The following is a 17,256-nucleotide window of genomic DNA, read 5'->3' as shown; positions in this document are numbered from 1 at the left end:
CCGCGCTGGGCGCGCCAGCGCTCGGCGCGAAGGGAAGCCGGCCGGATGGCCGGCGCCCGCCGTCTGAGGGCAAGTAAACGTGACCGAGATCGAGACGCTCAAGCGGCTGATGGATGCCGAGCAGGTCAAGCTCGGCGTGCATATCCGTAAGATGAACTCGCCGGGCTCGCCGGTGTACCGCAGCTGGGAGAATGTCTGGCCGGCGGGGCTGATCCTGCTGACCTCCTTCGCCGCGCTGCGCTGGGGCGGGGCGCCCTTCGCCGCGATGGGCGCCGAGCAGGGCGGCGCCTGGGCCGGCACCGTCGTGCTCGCGATCGGCTGCTGGTGGTGGTTCTACAAGGTGATGCCGAAGGTGAAGGACGGCGTCTTCGACCGCACCGCGGCCTATGTCCTGCAATCACCGGCGCATTTCGACGCGCTCTGGGCGAAGGGCGTGCTCAGCCTCTACGCGAAGATGCCGGACGGGACGGAGCGCGCGGCGACGGCGCGCAACCCATGGCGGGACTTCGTCACCGCGATCGACAACGACCTGAAGGGGAGCGCCTGAGATGGCCGTCCTGCTTTCGACCAAGGCGCACACCATGCAGGACTGGAAGGCGGCGCTTCTGGCCGTCGACCCGTCGCTGGAGATCCGCCTCTTTCCCGATGCGGGCGAACCCGCGGACATCGAGGCCGCGGTGGTCTGGACGGCGCACGACATGATGGAGCTGCGCCGCTACCCGAACCTCCGCGTCATCGTGTCGATGGGCGCGGGCGTGGACCACCTGTTCCGCCCGCCCGGGCCGCCGCCCGGCGTGCCGGTCGCGCGGCTGCTCGATACGCGCCTGACGCAGGGCATGACGGAATGGGTGCTGCTGAACGTGCTGCGCTTCCACCGGCAGGACCCGGAATATCGCGACCAGCAGGCACGGCGCGTGTGGTTCGAATTGCCGGCGCCCGAGACCTCGGCCCGGCGCATCGGCATCCTCGGCCTCGGCGAACTCGGCAGCGACGCGGCGCGCGCGCTGGTGGCGCTCGGCTTTCCGGTGATGGGCTGGTCGCGCCGGCCGAAGCAGGTGCCGGGCGTGGAGAGCTTCCACGGCGCGGACGGCCTGATGGCCATGGCGGCCAAGGCGGACATGCTGGTCTGCCTGCTGCCGCTGACGCCCGAGACGCGCGGCGTGATCGATGCGCGGCTGATCGGCGCGATGAAGCCGGGCGGCTTCCTGCTGAACGCGGCGCGCGGCGGGCACATGGTGGCGGCGGACGTGCTGGCGGCGCTCGATGCCGGTCACCTGGCCGGCGCGGCGCTGGACGTGTTCGAGCCCGAGCCCCTGCCCGCCGACAGCCCGTTCTGGGCGCATCCGAAGGTGATCCTCACGCCGCATGCGGCGAGCATCACCATTCCATCCTCCGCCGCGCCGCAGGTGGTCGAGAACATCCACCGCGCGCGCGAGGGGCGGCCGCTGATCAACCTCGTCGACTTCGCGGCAGGCTACTGAGAAGGCCCGGGCGCGGCCGATCCGCGCCCGGGAAAGGTGCAGCCGGGACTACACCGCGCGCAGCGCGGGGGCCGGCTCGCCATTGCCCTGCGCGGGCAGGATGCGCGCCTCGGCCGTGCCCTTCACCGCCTCGGACATCACGCTGCGCAGGTCGCGCAGGAAGGTGCTGCCCTTGGGCGTGCGCTGCACGAGCACGCTGCGGCGATCCGCCGGATCGACCTTGCGGCGCGCCAGGTCGAGCTCGCCCAGCCGGTCGAGCGCGCGCGTGATCGCGGGCTTCGAGACGTTGAGGTCGGCGGCCAGGCCGCGGACGGTGTGCGGACCCTCGCTGAGGTAGACCGTCAGCAACACCGCGAGCTGGCGGGCGGACAGGTCGGGTCCGTCGCTGCGCACGAGCGCCACGATCGTCTCGCGCAGGATGGCGATCTGCTGGTCTGGGTTGGCCTGGCTGGTCATGTGCTTGTCCTTCGTTGCTTCTAGGGGCGGCGCGACCGCCCGGGTTGTGCCCGTGGCGGGCATTGCGGGGCGGGGCCGGTCATGCGGCCATCGCCCGGTGGGCGGGGTCGGCGGCGACATCCGCGATCAGCGCGTGCAGCGCGCGGGCGCATTGCGCCTCGCCGCCCTCGGGGCGGCCGGGACGGGTCGCGTCGTTCCAGGCATAGAGGTCGAGATGCGCCCAGGGCGTGCCGGCGGGGACGAAGCGGCGCAGGAACAGCGCGGCGACGACGGCGCCGGCCATCGGCTTGCCGGACACGTTGGAAAGATCGGCGCCCTGGGTGTCGAGCCACGAGTCGTAGCCGTCGTGCAGCGGCAGCCGCCACATAGGGTCGCGCTCGGCGCGGCCGCAGGCGAGCAGCCGCTCGGCCAGCGCGTCGTCGTTGCTGAACAACGCCGGCAGGTCGGGCCCGAGGGCGACGCGCGCCGCGCCCGTCAGCGTCGCGCAGTCGAGGATCATCGCCGGCGACTGTTCCGCCGCGTAGGCGATCAGGTCGGCGAGCACGAGCCGCCCCTCGGCGTCGGTGTTGCCGACCTCGACCTTCAGCCCTTTGCGGGTGCGCAGCACGTCGAGCGGACGCATCGCGGTGCCGGAGACGGCGTTCTCCACCGCGCCGACGAGCACGAGCAGGCGGCAGGGCAGCGCGCTGCGCATGACCATCTCGGCCACGGCGAGCACGACGGCGGCGCCGCCCATGTCCTTCTTCATCCGCAGCATGCCGGAGGACGGCTTGAGGTCGAGCCCGCCGGTGTCGAAGCACACGCCCTTGCCGCAGAGCGCGACCAGCGGCCCGTTCGGATCGCCGGTCCAGCGCAGGGCTGCGACGCGCGGGGCGCGCGGGCTGCCGGCGCCGACCGCGGCGACGGCCGGGAAGCCCTGGTCGAGGCACTCGCCGGCGACGATCTCGCAGCCGGCGCCATGGCGGGCGGCAAGCGCGGCGACAGCGTCCGCGAGTTCGGCGGGGCCGAGATCGGCGGCCGGGGCGTTGATCAGGTCGCGCGCGGCGCAGATGGCCTCGGCCATCATCACGGCGGCGCCGGCATCCTCCGGCACTTCGAGGATAGCGGGCGCGGCGCCGGCCTTGTGCCGGCGGGACCGGTAGGCACCGAGCGCCCAGCCGAGCGTCGCATCGGCGGGATCCTGCGGGCCGGGGGCAAGCCGCCAGGCCGTGCCGGCGGGCAGGCCGCGGGGCAGGCCGCCGAAAGGCCAGGGTCCGCCATCGGGGCCGAGGCCCACCACCGCCCCGGCGAGTCCGTCCGCGCCGGGGAGCAGGCCGATCTCGCCGGCCTTTCCGGCGAATCCGACGCCACGCAGGAAGGCGGCGGTGGCGGGGGGCAGGGCGGCGAGGAAGTCGGGCACGCCATCGGGCCTGACCGCGTGGAGCGGCAGGGCCCCGATCGCTCTGGCCGACAGGCCCTCGAGCATGACAAAGCTCCCCAGGGAGGCCACCCGGCGCGGCCTCACGAGAAATTTACATCGCTGATTTGCTACGGAAGATCAACGGAATCCGCCGCGATTATCACGAACACGTGATATGAATGGAATGCATTCCATCAAGAAATCAAGCGCTATCAGACGTTTGTGAGAAATTCAGAGGTTACCGATCACGAATTTGTGCTATTTCGAAACGGCCAGATAGGCTCGCAGCGAGTCGGGACTCGCCCCGGCCACACCCTCCGGCATTCAAAACTTCGCGTGTCGTCGGTGCCCAGATCAGGGCCGCCGGGACGGCTCGCCGGCAGTCGTCATTGGGGCATCCGACCCATCTCGCCGCGGCACGATCCGGCCGCGCGGCAGGAGGCGATGTCCGCACACCAGGAGGTCGCGGGCCCCGAAAGGCCCGTCGCGCTATCGCAGCGCCATGCCCTGCGCGGCGCCCTGCACGCCCGCACCCGCCAGCAGCGCCCCGGCCAGCGCCTGCGCCAGGCAGCGATAGCCGTGGTCGTTGTGGTGCAGCCCGTCCTCCACCAGCGCGGCGGCGTTGGGCAGCCCCGCCGCCGCCCAGCCATCCATCAGCGCCCCGCGCGAGAACAGCGTCACGCCGGGCACCGAGGCCGCCGCGCCGGCCAGCATCGCGTCATAGTCCCGGTGCCCCGGCCGGGCGGCGATGCGCGGCGCGCGCTGGTTGTCCATCAGCACCACGTCGATACCGGCCGCGCGCATCCGCCCCAGCCCGGCCCGCAGGAAGCGGTCGAAATCCGCCTTGTCCATGCTGCGCAGCGCCGCGTTCGCGCCGACCTGCCAGACCACGAGGTCGGGCGCGGCGGCGATCACGTCCCGCTCCAGCCGGATCAGCATCGCATCCGCATCCTCCCCGCCCACGCCGCGGTTCAGGACGGTGACGCCGAGGCGCGGCAGCGCCGCGCGCAGCAGCGATTCGAGTTGCGCGGGATAGGACATCCAGGGCGTCGAGGCCCCGGCGCCGGCGGTGGAGGAGGAGCCGAAGGCGACGATCCGCGGCGTCCGCCCCTGACGGATCGCCGTGGCGAAGCGGGGTGCGGCGATCGGCGGCGCCGTGACCGCGGGGCAGGCCGGGTCCGTCGCGGCGGCGCCCGCGCGCGGCAGCAGCGCCGCGAGCAGGCCGGCGCCGAGAAGGCCCCGCCGCCCCGTCATGCGCCGTGCAGCGCGCGCATCACCCGCGCGAGTCCTTCCTGCCAGGGCGGCAGCGTCACGCCGAAGACCGCGGCGAGCCGGCCCGTGTCCAGCCGGCCATCCGCAGGGCGCATCGCCTTGGTGGGATAGTCGGCCGTCGCGATCGGCAGGACGCGCGGCGCCGGCCCGCCGAAGGGCGCGGCGGCGGCGAAGATCGCCTCGGCGAAGGCGTGCCAGGTGGTGAAGCCGGCGCCGGTCGCGTGCGTCACGCCGCGATACTCGTCGCGCCAGCCTGTCTCCCGCAGCCGGGCAAGCATGGCCGCGATGGCGTCCGCCAGGTCGGGCGCGGCGGTCGGGCTGCCCCGCTGGTCCGCCACCACGCGCAATTCGGGCCGTTCGGCGCCGACGCGCAGCATGGTGCGCACGAAGTTCGCGCCCATCGGCGCGAAGACCCAGGCGGTGCGCAGCACGATGGTCCGCGGGTTGCCGGCCAGCGCCGCCCATTCCCCGGCGAGCTTGGTCCGCCCATAGGCGCCGAGCGGGTTGGGCGCGTCCGTCTCGACATAGGGCGCGCCCTTGCGCCCGTCGAAGACATAGTCGGTCGAGACGTGCAGCAGCGGGATGCCGGCCTGCTCGCAGAGCCGCGCCACCATCGCCGGGCCCAGCGCGTTGGCACGGAAGGCCGAGGCTTCCTGTTCCTCCGCCGCGTCCACCGCCGTCCAGGCCGCGCAGTTCACCACCGCGTCAGGCCGCGCGTCGGCGAAGGCGGCGGCGACGCTGTCCGGCGCGTCGAACTCGAACTCCGGCTGGCCCACCAGGATCGGCTCGAACCCCAGGGCCGGCAGCGCATCGGCGAGCCCCGTCGCCAATTGGCCCCCGCGCCCGGTGACGAGGACGCGCCGCATCACCAGGACCCCGGCGGGAAGGGCGGCGGGATGTCCGCCAGCCGCGGCGCGGCGCGGTCCTTCTCCGACAGGATGGGTGCGGCGACCGGCCAGTCGATGCCGAGCGCGGGGTCGTTCCACAGGATGCCCGCATCGGCCGCGCGGTCGTAATAGGCGTCGGTCTTGTAGAGCACCTCGGTGTCCGGCTCGAGCGTCAGGTAGCCATGCGCGAAGCCGCGCGGCACCCAGAGCTGGCGCCAGTTCGCGGCGGAAAGCTCGACCGTCGCGGCCTTGCCGTAGCCGGGCGAGCCCTGCCGCAGGTCCACCACCACGTCGAGGATGGCGCCGCGCGCGACGCGGATCAGCTTGCCCTGGGCGGAGGGCGGGCGCTGGAAATGCAGCCCGCGCAGCACGCCCGCCTCGGCCGAATGCGCGTGGTTGTCCTGCACGAAGTCGATCTCGAGCCCGATGGCGGCGAGCGCGCGGCGCGACCAGACCTCGCTGAAGAAGCCGCGCGCATCGCCGTGCCGGACGGGGTCCAGCAGCAGCAGGCCCGGAAGTTCGAGCGGCGTCGCCTTCATCCGCCGCGGATCACGTCAGCCGGCCTTCCGCGAGCCCGCGCAGATAGGCGCCATAGGCGGTCTTGCCGAGCGCCGCGGCACGGTCGGCCAGCGCGGCGGCGTCGATGAAGCCCATGCGGAAGGCGATCTCCTCCGGGCAACCGACCTGCAGCCCCTGGCGGTCCTGCACCGTCTGCACGAAGAGCGCGGCCTGCAGCAGCGAGCCCGGCGTGCCGGCATCGAGCCAGGCGCAGCCGCGGCCCATCTGCTCGGCGCGCAGCGACCCCAGGCCGAGATAGACCTTGTTGAGGTCGGTGATCTCGAGTTCCCCGCGCCCGGAGGGGGCGAGGTCGCGCGCCAGCGCCGTGACGCGCTTGTCGTAGAAGTACAGCCCGATCACCGCCCAGTCGGATTTCGGCTGCGCGGGCTTCTCCTCGATCGAGAGCACCCGCCCCTCGGCGTCGAATTCCGCGACGCCGTAGCGTTCGGGGTCGGCGACGCGGTAGCCGAAGATCGTCGCCTCCCCTTCCAGGGCGCGGCGCGCGGCGGCCTGGAGCTGCACGGGCAGGCCGTCGCCGTAGATGATGTTGTCGCCGAGCGCGAGCGCGCAGGCCTCCCCCCCGATCCAGTCGGCGCCGATCTGGAAGGCCTGGGCGATGCCCTCGGGCCGCGGCTGCTCGGCGTAGGAGATGGCGACGCCGAACTGCGACCCGTCGCCCAGCAGGCGGCGGAAGGCCGGCAGGTCGGCGGGCGTGGAGATCAGCAGGATGTCCCGGATGCCCGCCAGCATCAGCGTGCCCAGCGGGTAGTAGACCATCGGCTTGTCGTACACCGGCAGCAGCTGCTTCGACGCGGCGAGCGTCATCGGATGCAGCCTCGTGCCGGACCCGCCGGCGAGCAGAATGCCCTTCACGCCTTCACACCCCCGAGCCGCTGGCCCGCATAGCGCTTCTCCCGGATCGGCCGCCACCAGGCCTCGTGATCCAGATACCAGGCGATGGTTTCCGTCAATCCGGTCTCGAAATCGCGGCGGGCGCGCCAGCCGAGGGCGGCCTCCGCGCCGGAGGGGTCCATCGCGTAGCGGAAATCATGCCCCGGCCGGTCCTTCACGAAGGTTATCAGCCTCTCCCGCGGGCCGGCCGGGTCGGGGCGGAGCCGGTCGAGCGTGGCGCAGATGGCGCGCACCACCTCGAGATTCGTGCGTTCCTGCCGCGGGCCGAGGCAATAGGTCGCCCCCGGCACGCCGCGGAACAGGGCGAGCACCAGCGCTTCCGCATGGTCCTCGACATGGATCCAGTCGCGGATGTTCGATCCATCGCCATAGACCGGCAGCGGCCGGCCCTCGAGCGCGTTCAGCGCGACGAGTGGAATCAGCTTTTCCGGGAACTGCCAGGGCCCGTAGTTGTTCGTCGTGTTGGTGACGAAGGTCGGCATCCCGTAGGTGTGCTGCCAGGCCCGCACGAGATGATCGGACGCCGCCTTGGAGGCCGAATAGGGGCTGCGCGGGTCGTAGCGCGTATGTTCGTCGAAGGGCGGGTCGTCGCGGCTTTCGAGCGAGCCGAACACCTCGTCCGTCGAGACGTGGTGGAAGCGGAACGCGCCCTTCCCCGCCGCGTCGAGCGCCGCCCAGTGTTCCCGCGCGGCTTCCAGCAGGACCTGCGTGCCGACCACGTTGGTGCGGATGAATTCCGCCGGGCCGTCGATCGAGCGGTCGACATGCGATTCGGCCGCGAGGTGCATCACGCGGGTCGGCCGGTGCGTGGCGAAGACCTGCCGCACCGCGCCCGGGTCGCAGATGTCGGCCTGCACATGGACATGGCGCGGATGGCGCAGCCAGTCGCCGAGGCTCTCCGGGCTCGCCGCGTAGGTCATGCGGTCGAGGTTCACGACGACCTCGTCCGAGGTCGAGAGCAGGCGGCGCATCACGGCCGAGCCGATGAAGCCGAAGCCGCCGGTGATCAGAAGGGTCATGCCGGGAGGGGTCCGAGGCTGGTCAGGCGCCCAGCAATACGGAACCAAAGCGGCAGCATCTAGACAGCGGCGCCGCGCCGCCCCGCCCGGCCAGCCAAATGACCCGCCGCCTGGGCGAGGAAGCGCGCGGGCCACAGTGCATCCCGCCCGAAGGCCGCCGCGGCGACGCCGAGCGCCGCGCCCGCCTGACCCCGCCGCGCCAGCACCGCCGCCCGGTAGCCCGCCGCCCAGGCATGCCAGCGCCGATAGGCGGCGCGGTCAGTGCCGGACCTCACGCTGGTCGAGGAACCAGCGATAGGTGCCTTCGAGCCCCTCGCGGAGGCCGATTCGCGCGCGCCAGCCCATGGCGTTGATGCGGGCGACGTCCATGCGCTTCAGCATCGTGCCGTCGGGCCTGGAGGTGTCCCAGTCGATCCGGCCGGCGAATCCGGTGACGCGGGCGATCCCGTTGGCGAGCTCGGCGATGGTGATGTCGCTGCCCGTGCCGATGTTGAGGTGCCCCTCGCCGGAATAGTGGCGCAGCAGGAAGGCGCAGGCATCGGCCACGTCGTCCACATGCATGAACTCGCGCCGCGGGCGGCCGGTGCCCCAGCAGGTCACGACCTCGGCCCCTTCCCGCGCGGCGGCGTGGAAGCGCTGCAGCAGGGCGGGGATGACGTGGCTGAGCTCGGGGTGGAAATAGTCGCCGGGGCCATAGAGGTTGCACGGCATGGCGGCGATGTAGTCGCGCCCGTGCTGCTTGCGGTAGGCCTGGCACAGCTTGATGCCGGCGATCTTGGCGATGGCGTACCACTCGTTGGTGCTCTCGAGCGGGCCGGTCAGCAGCGCGTCCTCGCCGATCGGGTTCGCGGCTTCCCGCGGATAGATGCAGGAGGACCCGAGGAAGAGCATCCGGTTGACGCCGGCGCGGTGCGCCGCCTCGACCAGGTTCGCCTCGATCATCAGGTTGTCGTAGAGGAACTCGGCCGGCAGCGTGTCGTTGGCGAGGATCCCCCCCACCTTGGCGGCGGCGACCACGACGGCGTCCGGCTTCGTCCGCGCCATGAAGGCCTCCACCTCCGCCTGGCGGCGGAGGTCGACCGTGGCGCGGTCGGAGGTCAGCACCTCGGCGCCGAGCGCCGCGAGGCGCCGCGCGCAGGCAGAGCCCACCATGCCGCGATGGCCCGCCACATAGATCCGCGCGCCGGCGAGCGCGAAGACCTCGGACGGCGTCGCGGGCGCGGCGTCATCCATCATCGGGGCCGGACTCCCCGCGCATCAGCGCGAGGTCGGAGGCGACCATCTCGGAGACCAGCTCCGGCAGCTTCACCGTGTGCGACCAGCCGAGCACGCGCTTCGCCTTGGCCGGGTTGCCGATCAGCAGCTCGACCTCGGTCGGGCGGAAATAGATGGGATCGACGCGCACCACGACGCGGCCCGTGGCCTTGTCGATGCCGACCTCCTCCACCCCCTGCCCGCGCCATTCGAGCGCCATGCCGGCCTCCCCGAAGGCGAGGTCGCAGAAGTGGCGGACCGTGTGGGTCTCCCCCGTGGCGAGGACGTAGTCGTCCGCAGTCTCCTGCTGGAGGATGCGCCACATGCCCTCGACGAAATCCCTCGCATGGCCCCAGTCGCGCCGCGCGTCGAGGTTCCCGAGCCAGAGGCACTCCTGCTTGCCGAGGCTGATGGCGGCGACGGCACGCGTGATCTTGCGCGTGACGAAGGTTTCGCCGCGGCGGGGGCTTTCGTGGTTGAACAGCACGCCGTTGGAGGCGTGGATGCCGTAGGCCTCCCGGTAGTTCACCACGATCCAGTAGGCATAGAGCTTCGCCGCCGCGTAGGGGCTGCGCGGGTAGAAGGGCGTCGTCTCGTCCTGCGGCACGGCCTGCGCCTTGCCGTAGAGTTCGGAGGTCGAGGCCTGGTAGAAGCGCGTCGCCTTCTCCATGCCGAGGATGCGGATCGCCTCGAGCATGCGGAGCGTGCCGAGCGCGTCGGAATTCGCGGTGTATTCAGGCGTCTCGAAGGACACGGCAACGTGGCTCTGGGCGCCGAGGTTGTAGATCTCGGTCGGCTGCACCTGGGCGAGGATGCGGATCAGGTTCGTCGCATCCGTCAGGTCGCCGTAGTGCAGGGCGAAGGAGGCGCCGCCGGGCTCGTGCCTGTCGCGGTACAGGTGGTCGACCCGGCCCGTGTTGAAGGAGGAGGAACGGCGCTTGATGCCGTGCACCTCGTAGCCCTTCGCGAGCAGCAACTCGGCGAGGTAGGAACCGTCCTGGCCGGTGATCCCGGTGACGAGGGCGACCTTGCGTTGACGCGACATCTGCTTCCTTCCGATGGTGCCGCCGGGCGACGATGCGCGGGCGGAACGGCGCTCAGGGACTCATGCGGGATACAGCGCGGGCGGGTGGACCGTCCAATCACGGCCGGCGGCGTCATCCGCGGTACCCGACCAGGCGCCGCAATGCCTGCATTACGGCACTGATCAGGCGGATCGCCGGCGGGGGGCAGGACCTCCAGGAGCCAGGTCTTCGCCGAGCGCCCCGCCTGCACCGGGCGCGGCACGGTCGGGGGCCGCATAGACAGGCCGAGCACATGACCGCACCCGACCGCGGCGCCGAACGGCAAACCGACCTGGCGTCGAAGGGGCCGTCCAAACAAGGCTCTGAGGAGGCTTGGCCTTCCGAGCGCTGACCTTGCTAGCCGTGTCGGAAAGAGTCTAACAAGCCCGGCTTCAGCGTGAGGCTTTGAGCTTATGGACTTGACGAACAGCCGGATCGCGGTTCTGGGTTTGGGTTACGTCGGGCTGCCGCTGGCGGTTGAATTCGGCAAGCGCAGGCCAACCCTCGGCTTCGACATCTCGCGCGGCCGCGTCGCCGAACTCAGGGCCGGGACAGACCACACCCGCGAATGCACCCCCGAGGAGCTCGCCGCAGCGAGCCACCTCTCCTACTCCTCCGACATGGCCGATCTGGCGACCTGCGGTATCTTCATTGTCGCGGTGCCGACGCCGATCGACAAGGCCAATCGGCCGGATCTCGGCCTTGTCGAGGCGGCCTCCCGCACGGTCGGTCAGGCCATGAAGCGCGGCGCGGTGGTGATCTACGAATCGACGGTCTTCCCCGGCTGCACGCGTGAAATCTGCGTGCCCATCCTCGAGAAGGTCTCCGGGCTCGTCTTCAACCGCGACTTCTATGTCGGCTACAGCCCGGAGCGCATCAATCCGGGTGACGCCCAGCGCCGCCTCCCCGACATCGTCAAGGTCACGAGCGGGTCGACGCCGGAAGCCGCCGAGGCGATCGATGCGTTGTATGCCAGCATCGTCACGGCCGGGACCTACAAGGCAGCCTCGATCGAGGTGGCCGAAGCGGCGAAGGTGATCGAGAATACGCAGCGCGACCTCAACATCGCGCTGATGAACGAGCTGTCCATCATCTTCCACCGGCTCGGGCTGGACACCAACGAGGTGCTCGCAGCGGCCGGCACGAAGTGGAATTTCCTGCGCTTCACGCCCGGGCTCGTCGGCGGCCACTGCATCGGCGTGGACCCCTACTACCTCACCCATCGCGCCCAGGAGATGGGCTACCACCCCGAGGTGATCCTGGCCGGTCGCCGGGTCAACGATTCCATGGGGTCCGTGGTCGCCGAACGCGTCGCCAAGCTGATGCTCAAGCGCCGCCTGCTGATCCAGGGCGGCCGCGTGCTGATCCTCGGGCTCGCGTTCAAGGAGAATTGCCCGGACATCCGCAATTCGCGGGTCATCGACATCATCAGCGAGTTGCGCGAATACGGCGTGGCCGTCGATGCCTACGACCCCTGGGTGGATGCCGAGGAGGCCCGTGCGGAGTTCGGGCTGGAGCCGCTCTCCGCCATGCCGGCCGCCGGCGCCTATGACGGTGTCATCGTGGCGGTGGCGCATCGCGACTTCGCCGAGCTCGGCGCCGCGCGGCTGCGCGGTTTCGGCAAGGACAATGCGGTGTTCTTCGACGTGAAGGGCATGTTCGACAAATCGGCGAGCGACGGCCGCCTCTGACGGCGTCGTGCGGGGAAGAAATTGATGCAAAAGGTGCTCGTCACAGGCGCGGCCGGATTCATCGCGTCGCATGTCTGCCGCAAGCTGCTGGCGCGCGGCGACATCGTCACGGGCATCGACTCGGTGAACAGCTACTACGACCCGCTGCTCAAGGAGGCGCGGCTGGCGCTGATCGGCAAGGACGCCAGGCAGGGCAGCTGGAACTTCGTGCGCGGCGACCTCGCCGACGGCAAGGTGGTGGCGGACCTGTTCGCTGCCCACAAGTTCGACCGCGTCATCCACCTCGCCGCTCAGGCGGGGGTGCGCCACAGCATCACTCACCCCCACGACTATGTGCAGGCCAACATCGTCGCCTTCACCAACATGCTGGAAGCCTGTCGCCATGCGCAGGTGCCGCATCTGACATATGCCTCGACCTCCAGCGTCTACGGCGCCTCGACCGCCCTGCCCTTCAGCGAGAATGACGGCGTCGGCCACCCGCTGCAGTTCTACGCGGCCACCAAGCGCGCCAATGAGCTGATGGCGCATTCCTACAGCCATCTGTTCGGCCTGCCGACCACGGGACTGCGCTTCTTCACGGTCTACGGACCCTGGGGACGGCCCGACATGGCGCTGTTCCTGTTCACCAAGAACATGATCGAAGGCAAGCCGATCAAGCTGTTCAACGGCGGCAACCATACCCGCGACTTCACCTATGTGGAGGACATCGCCGAGGGCGTGATCCGCGCGTCCGACGCGGTCGCCGCGCCGGATCCGTCCTGGAACCCCGCCAAGGCGGACATCGCGACCTCGAACGCGCCCTACCGGGTCTACAACATCGGCAACAGCACCCCGGTGCCGCTGCTGGCCTATATCGAGGCGATCGAGGATGCGCTCGGCGTCAAGGCCATCAAGGAATATCTGCCCTTGCAGCCCGGCGACGTGCCCGATACCTGTGCGGACGTCAGCAGGCTGGAAGCGGCGACAGGCTATCGGCCGACGACACCGGTGAAGACGGGCGTGCAGGCCTTCGTCGACTGGTACCGGGACTACTACCGGGTGTGACCCGGCCTCCAACCTTGACGTGACGCAGCAGGGCGAGGCACTTACGCCCCGCGCGAACCAGGGGCTTGGGGACGATCGGCTCATGTGCGGCATCGCCGGCTACTTCTCGCTCACGGATCGCGGCATCCGTGCCGACAGCGACGAGCTTCTGAGCCGCCAGATCAACACGATCAGCCATCGCGGCCCCGACGCGCTCCAGACCTGGACCGGGCCGGGCGTCGGGCTCGCCCATGCGCGGCTGTCGATCATCGACCTGTCGAGCAACGCCCACCAGCCGATGCTCTCGGATGACGGGCAGCTGGCCATTGTCTTCAATGGCGAAATCTACAATTTCCAGGAGGTGCGCGAGGAGTTGCGCGCCCTCGGCCACGTCTTCCGCACCAGCTCCGACACCGAAGTGATCCTGCATGGCTATCGCCAGTGGGGCGCCGATGTGGTGCACAGGCTGCGCGGCATGTTCGCGTACGCGCTGCATGACGCGCGCGAGGAGACGTTCATCCTGGCGCGCGACCGGGTCGGCAAGAAGCCGCTGTCCTATGCGGTCGTCGACGGCGTGCTGGTCTTCGGCAGCGAGATCAAGTCGCTGCTGGTCTGGCCGGGCATGAAGCGCGAGGCCGACCTCTCGGCGATCCACGACTACCTGACATACCAATATGTGCCTTCGCCGCAATCGGCCTTCGTCGGGGTCCGGAAGCTGCCCCCGGCGTCGATGCTCGTGGTCCGGCGCGGCCGCATGGGCGAGCCGCAGCGCTACTTCGATTGGCCGACGCCGGCCGAAGCGGTTCGCCGCCCCCGCGAGCAGCTCATCGAGGAACTGCACGGACATCTGCGCGAAGCGACCCGCCTGCGCATGATCGCCGACGTGCCGCTTGGCGCCTTCCTGTCCGGCGGCGTCGACAGCTCGGCCGTCGTCGCCTTCATGGCGATGCAGTCCGAGCAGCCGGTGCGGACCTTCACCATCGGCTTCGACGAGGCCCAGTACGACGAGCGCGCCTATGCGCGCATGGTGGCCGAGCGCTACGGCACGAGGCACGAGGAATTCGTCGTGCGCCCGAACGCGGCCGAGATTCTCGACGACCTGGTCTATCTCTACAACGAGCCCTACGCCGATTCCTCGGCGGTCCCGAGCTATCTCGTCTCGAAGATCGCGCGCCAGCATGTGACCGTCGTGCTGAACGGCGACGGCGGCGACGAGGCCTTCCTCGGCTATTCGCGCTACCGCGCCTGCCGCCAGCTCGCCGGGCTCGATTCCGCCCTGCCGGGCCCGATCGGCAAGGCGCTGGCCGCGCTGGCCGGCGCGGCGCCGCGAGCGCTCGACCGCTTCAAGCTGGTCCGCCATGGCCGCCAGGCCCTGATGCGGCGCTTCGAGCCGCGGTCGCGCCGCTACGAAACCTTCATCGCCTATTTCTCGGATGCGGCGAAGGGCCAGCTTTATGCCGGCGACATGCGCAACTTCCTCGCCCGCTCCTCGCTCGACGCGCTCGATCGCTTCTTCGATGCCGCCCCGACCTTCGCCTGGGGCGCACAATGGGCCGACCTGCATACCTATTTGCCGGACGATCTCCTGGTGAAGATGGACATCGCGACCATGGCCCACGGGTTGGAGGGCCGCTCGCCATTCCTCGACCATGAGCTGCTGTCCTGGGCCTGCACCGTGCCGGAGGATCAGCGCTTCGAGGGCAACGAGCCCAAGTCGCTGCTGAAGCAGGCCATGGAGCCCTATCTGCCGCATGACGTCCTGTACCGGCCCAAGATGGGCTTTGGCGTCCCCATCGATCGCTGGCTGCGCACCGAACTGAAGGACGCCGTCTACGATCTGCTGACCGGCGAGACCGCGCGCGCCCGCGGCCTTTTCGACATCGGCGAGGTGCGCGCGCTGCTCGGCCGCCATATGGGCGGCGAGAACTGGGCGAGCCGGATCTGGGCGCTGCTGATGCTCGAGATGTGGTTCAGGATGTGGATCGATACTCCGACCGCCCTGTCGCATCCAACCGCCGCGCGTCTCGGCGACAGCGGACGTCACACAGAGCGCGTTGCGGTACCGGGAAGGACTGCGGCGTGAGCGGCCACTCCCGGACGTCCCTTCATCTGCAGTCGACATCGCTATTCGGCTTCCTCGTCAGGAACCGCGATCTCGTGCTGGAGATGGCACGCCGCGACATCCGCGAGCGCTATGCCGACAGGCTGCTCGGCGCCTTCTGGGCGGTGTTCAGCCCGCTGTTCCTGATGGGCGTCTACGTCGTCGTCTTCAATTTCATCTTCCGCGTGCGCCAGTCGGACATCGCCCATCTTCCGGGCGACTACACGACCCTGCTCCTGTCCGGTCTTATTCCCTGGCTGGTCATCCAGGCGGTGCTCTCGCGTGCGGTCGTCAGCATTTCCGGGCAGCCGAGCCTGGTACGCCAGGTCGCCTTCCCGACGGCGGTGCTGCCGATCAAGACGATCCTGTCAGAGGCTCCGCTGATCGTTACTACAACGCTCGTCTTCCTCGTCTATCACTTGGCAATTGTCGGCCTGCCGCACTGGACCGCATTGTTGCTGCCGGTCTACTGGATGGCGTTCGGTCTGTACGTGCTTGGCTTGTGTCTTCTGCTCTCCAGCCTTGCGGTCTTCCTTCGTGATCTCAACGAGATGATTGTCATGGTATTCTCGGTCGGCCTGTTTCTGTCGCCGATCATGTACATTCCCGGCGCGACCGTCGGCTGGCTGGAATGGGTGTTCTACCTCAACCCGTTCAGCTATCCGATCTGGGTGCATCGCGACATCGCCTTCTTCGGCAGTATCACCAATCCGACGGCCTGGGTCGGCTTCGCGGCACTGACCGGCCTGTTCCTCTTTGTCGGGCTGTCCGTCTACCGCCGCGTCGAGAACCGGTTCGGAGATGTGCTGTGAGCGTCCCGGCCGTCGCGCGCGAGCCCGCGATCAGCGTCCAGGACCTGAAGAAGACCTACAAGATCTACCGAAAGTCGAGCGATGTGCTGGGCGAGTTGTTCGGCCGCCAGCCGGTCGTCGATCATGTCCATGCGCTCAACGGCATCAGCTTCGACGTCGGCAAGGGCGAGATCCTCGGCGTGCTCGGCCGCAACGGCGCGGGCAAGAGCACGCTCCTGAAGCTGCTGACCGGCGTGATCGACCCGACAGGCGGGTCCATCACGATCCGCGGGCGCATCTCGCAGGTGCTGGAGCTTGGCACCGGCTTCAGCGCCGAGGCGACCGGGCGGGAGAACATCTTCCTCGGTGGCTTGTGTCTCGGCATGTCCCGCGCCGAGATCACCGAGCGGGTCGACGAGATCATCGCCTTCAGCGAACTGGGCGAGTTCATCGACCGGCCGTTCCGAACCTATTCGCTCGGCATGCAGGCACGACTGAGCTTCGCGGTCGCCTTCGCCATGCGGCCGGAGGTGCTCATCATCGACGAGTGGCTGGCCGTCGGGGACGCCAAGTTCGGCGTCAAGTGCTACGACCGGATCCGCGAGTTCAAGCGCGAAGGCACGACCATAGTCTTCGTCACGCACAACTACTCGACCGTGACCGAGTTCTGCGACCAAACGATGATCATCGACAAGGGCGCCATCCACTTCATCGGCGCCCCGGAAGAGGCTGTCTTCCGCTACTCCCAGTTGCTGTTCGGCGCACAAGCCGCGGAAAGGCCCGCGCCGGCCGCCCAGGTCGCGACGCAGGGCGACAGCCAGGATATCGACCGGGTGCTCGCCACCCTGCCGCACGACTTCTCGTCGCGGTTCGGAGACGGCCAGGCGCGCGTGGCCGCGGTCAGCGTCGAGAGCAACGGCGCGCTGACCACGGTCCTTCGCTCGGGCGACAAATTCGCTTTGCGCATCTTCATCGATGTCCTCGCTGACATCGAGGAGATGATCATGGGGTTCTACATCAAGGATCGAACCGGGCGTTCTGTCGTGTTGGTCACGAACGTCCTGTTTCCGGATACGTTGCAAATCAAGAACTTGCGCGCCGGGACGCGCCTGGAGGCGACTTTCGACGCGACAGTAACGCTCTCCGCAGGCTACTTTTTCCTCGGCATCGCACTGGCCAGGCCGGACGCCATGAAACTCGATCAGGTCGACCGCATCCATATGATCGAGGTCATCGGGTCGCCGCAGGTGCTGGCCGAGAGTATCGTGAACGTCTTCCCGACATTGCGCATCAACGGTGCGGCGACGGCATCGAAGCCGTGATCAAGCGGCCGGCCAATGTCACATGA

17 protein-coding genes are annotated in these 17,256 nt (G+C 69.6%); 7 read left to right on the top strand and 10 right to left on the bottom strand.

All coding sequences use genetic code 11. The annotated features are described in order from the left end of the window. Positions 1 to 79: 79 nt before the first annotated feature. Both J5Y09_RS01565 and J5Y09_RS01560 read left to right on the top strand, forming a co-directional pair. Positions 80 to 547, top strand: coding sequence for a hypothetical protein (locus J5Y09_RS01565; RefSeq protein WP_209349950.1), 468 nt, complete (start codon positions 80 to 82; stop codon positions 545 to 547). 1 nt (position 548) lies between these two features. Further along, positions 549 to 1,481 (top strand): 2-hydroxyacid dehydrogenase, encoded by a 933-nt coding sequence (locus J5Y09_RS01560; RefSeq protein ID WP_209349949.1) that lies wholly within the window; start codon positions 549 to 551, stop codon positions 1,479 to 1,481. A gap of 48 nt (positions 1,482 to 1,529) precedes the next feature. Here the strand turns inward: J5Y09_RS01560 and J5Y09_RS01555 are convergent, their stop codons facing one another. From J5Y09_RS01555 to gmd, 10 genes are all read right to left on the bottom strand, one after another. Continuing rightward, a complete protein-coding gene (locus J5Y09_RS01555) occupies positions 1,530 to 1,937 on the bottom strand; it encodes a MarR family transcriptional regulator (RefSeq protein WP_209349948.1) in 408 nt (135 codons plus the stop codon). A 79-nt stretch (positions 1,938 to 2,016) separates the two neighbouring features. Beyond that, entirely contained in the window at positions 2,017 to 3,402 is a 1,386-nt protein-coding gene (locus J5Y09_RS01550; RefSeq protein ID WP_209349947.1) for a leucyl aminopeptidase family protein, read from the bottom strand. A 423-nt stretch (positions 3,403 to 3,825) separates the two neighbouring features. Continuing rightward, complete coding sequence (locus J5Y09_RS01545) at positions 3,826 to 4,590, bottom strand: SGNH/GDSL hydrolase family protein (protein ID WP_209349946.1); 765 nt, start codon at positions 4,588 to 4,590, stop codon at positions 3,826 to 3,828. Continuing rightward, entirely contained in the window at positions 4,587 to 5,474 is an 888-nt protein-coding gene (gene rfbD, locus J5Y09_RS01540; protein WP_209349945.1) for a dTDP-4-dehydrorhamnose reductase, read from the bottom strand. The genes J5Y09_RS01545 and rfbD overlap by 4 nt, the downstream gene beginning before the upstream one ends. Then, a complete protein-coding gene (gene rfbC / locus J5Y09_RS01535) occupies positions 5,474 to 6,034 on the bottom strand; it encodes a dTDP-4-dehydrorhamnose 3,5-epimerase (protein WP_209349944.1) in 561 nt (186 codons plus the stop codon). The genes rfbD and rfbC overlap by 1 nt, the downstream gene beginning before the upstream one ends. A gap of 10 nt (positions 6,035 to 6,044) precedes the next feature. Further along, on the bottom strand, positions 6,045 to 6,926 hold the full coding sequence (gene rfbA, locus J5Y09_RS01530; RefSeq protein WP_209349943.1) for a glucose-1-phosphate thymidylyltransferase RfbA: 882 nt from the start codon (positions 6,924 to 6,926) through the stop codon (positions 6,045 to 6,047). Beyond that, on the bottom strand, positions 6,923 to 7,984 hold the full coding sequence (gene rfbB, locus J5Y09_RS01525; RefSeq protein ID WP_209349942.1) for a dTDP-glucose 4,6-dehydratase: 1,062 nt from the start codon (positions 7,982 to 7,984) through the stop codon (positions 6,923 to 6,925). Before rfbB ends, rfbA begins: the two co-directional genes overlap by 4 nt. Before the next feature lie 59 nt (positions 7,985 to 8,043). Continuing rightward, entirely contained in the window at positions 8,044 to 8,259 is a 216-nt protein-coding gene (locus tag J5Y09_RS01520) for a hypothetical protein (protein WP_209349941.1), read from the bottom strand. Beyond that, complete coding sequence (locus J5Y09_RS01515) at positions 8,243 to 9,220, bottom strand: GDP-L-fucose synthase family protein (RefSeq protein ID WP_342451374.1); 978 nt, start codon at positions 9,218 to 9,220, stop codon at positions 8,243 to 8,245. Before J5Y09_RS01515 ends, J5Y09_RS01520 begins: the two co-directional genes overlap by 17 nt. Continuing rightward, positions 9,210 to 10,283 carry a GDP-mannose 4,6-dehydratase gene (gmd, locus tag J5Y09_RS01510; protein ID WP_209349940.1) on the bottom strand — a complete coding sequence of 358 codons (1,074 nt, stop codon included), beginning with the start codon at positions 10,281 to 10,283 and terminating at the stop codon, positions 9,210 to 9,212. Before gmd ends, J5Y09_RS01515 begins: the two co-directional genes overlap by 11 nt. A 438-nt stretch (positions 10,284 to 10,721) precedes the next feature. Between gmd and J5Y09_RS01505 the strand changes: the two genes are divergently transcribed. The 5 genes from J5Y09_RS01505 (at position 10,722) to J5Y09_RS01485 (ending at position 17,230) form a co-directional block, all read left to right on the top strand. Continuing rightward, positions 10,722 to 11,993 carry a nucleotide sugar dehydrogenase gene (locus J5Y09_RS01505; protein WP_245216728.1) on the top strand — a complete coding sequence of 424 codons (1,272 nt, stop codon included), beginning with the start codon at positions 10,722 to 10,724 and terminating at the stop codon, positions 11,991 to 11,993. A 24-nt stretch (positions 11,994 to 12,017) separates the two neighbouring features. Continuing rightward, positions 12,018 to 13,037, top strand: coding sequence for an NAD-dependent epimerase (locus tag J5Y09_RS01500; RefSeq protein ID WP_209349938.1), 1,020 nt, complete (start codon positions 12,018 to 12,020; stop codon positions 13,035 to 13,037). A gap of 82 nt (positions 13,038 to 13,119) precedes the next feature. Next, positions 13,120 to 15,099, top strand: coding sequence for an asparagine synthase (glutamine-hydrolyzing) (gene asnB / locus J5Y09_RS01495; protein WP_209349937.1), 1,980 nt, complete (start codon positions 13,120 to 13,122; stop codon positions 15,097 to 15,099). Further along, positions 15,096 to 15,929, top strand: coding sequence for an ABC transporter permease (locus J5Y09_RS01490; RefSeq protein WP_209349936.1), 834 nt, complete (start codon positions 15,096 to 15,098; stop codon positions 15,927 to 15,929). The genes asnB and J5Y09_RS01490 overlap by 4 nt, the downstream gene beginning before the upstream one ends. After that, positions 15,926 to 17,230 carry an ABC transporter ATP-binding protein gene (locus J5Y09_RS01485; RefSeq protein WP_209349935.1) on the top strand — a complete coding sequence of 435 codons (1,305 nt, stop codon included), beginning with the start codon at positions 15,926 to 15,928 and terminating at the stop codon, positions 17,228 to 17,230. Before J5Y09_RS01490 ends, J5Y09_RS01485 begins: the two co-directional genes overlap by 4 nt. The last annotated feature ends 26 nt before the right edge of the window (positions 17,231 to 17,256 follow it).

The organism is Roseomonas nitratireducens (genome assembly GCF_017813355.1).
Classification (GTDB): Bacteria; Pseudomonadota; Alphaproteobacteria; order Acetobacterales; family Acetobacteraceae; genus Neoroseomonas; species Neoroseomonas nitratireducens.
This window is presented reverse-complemented; position numbering and strand designations above follow the sequence as displayed.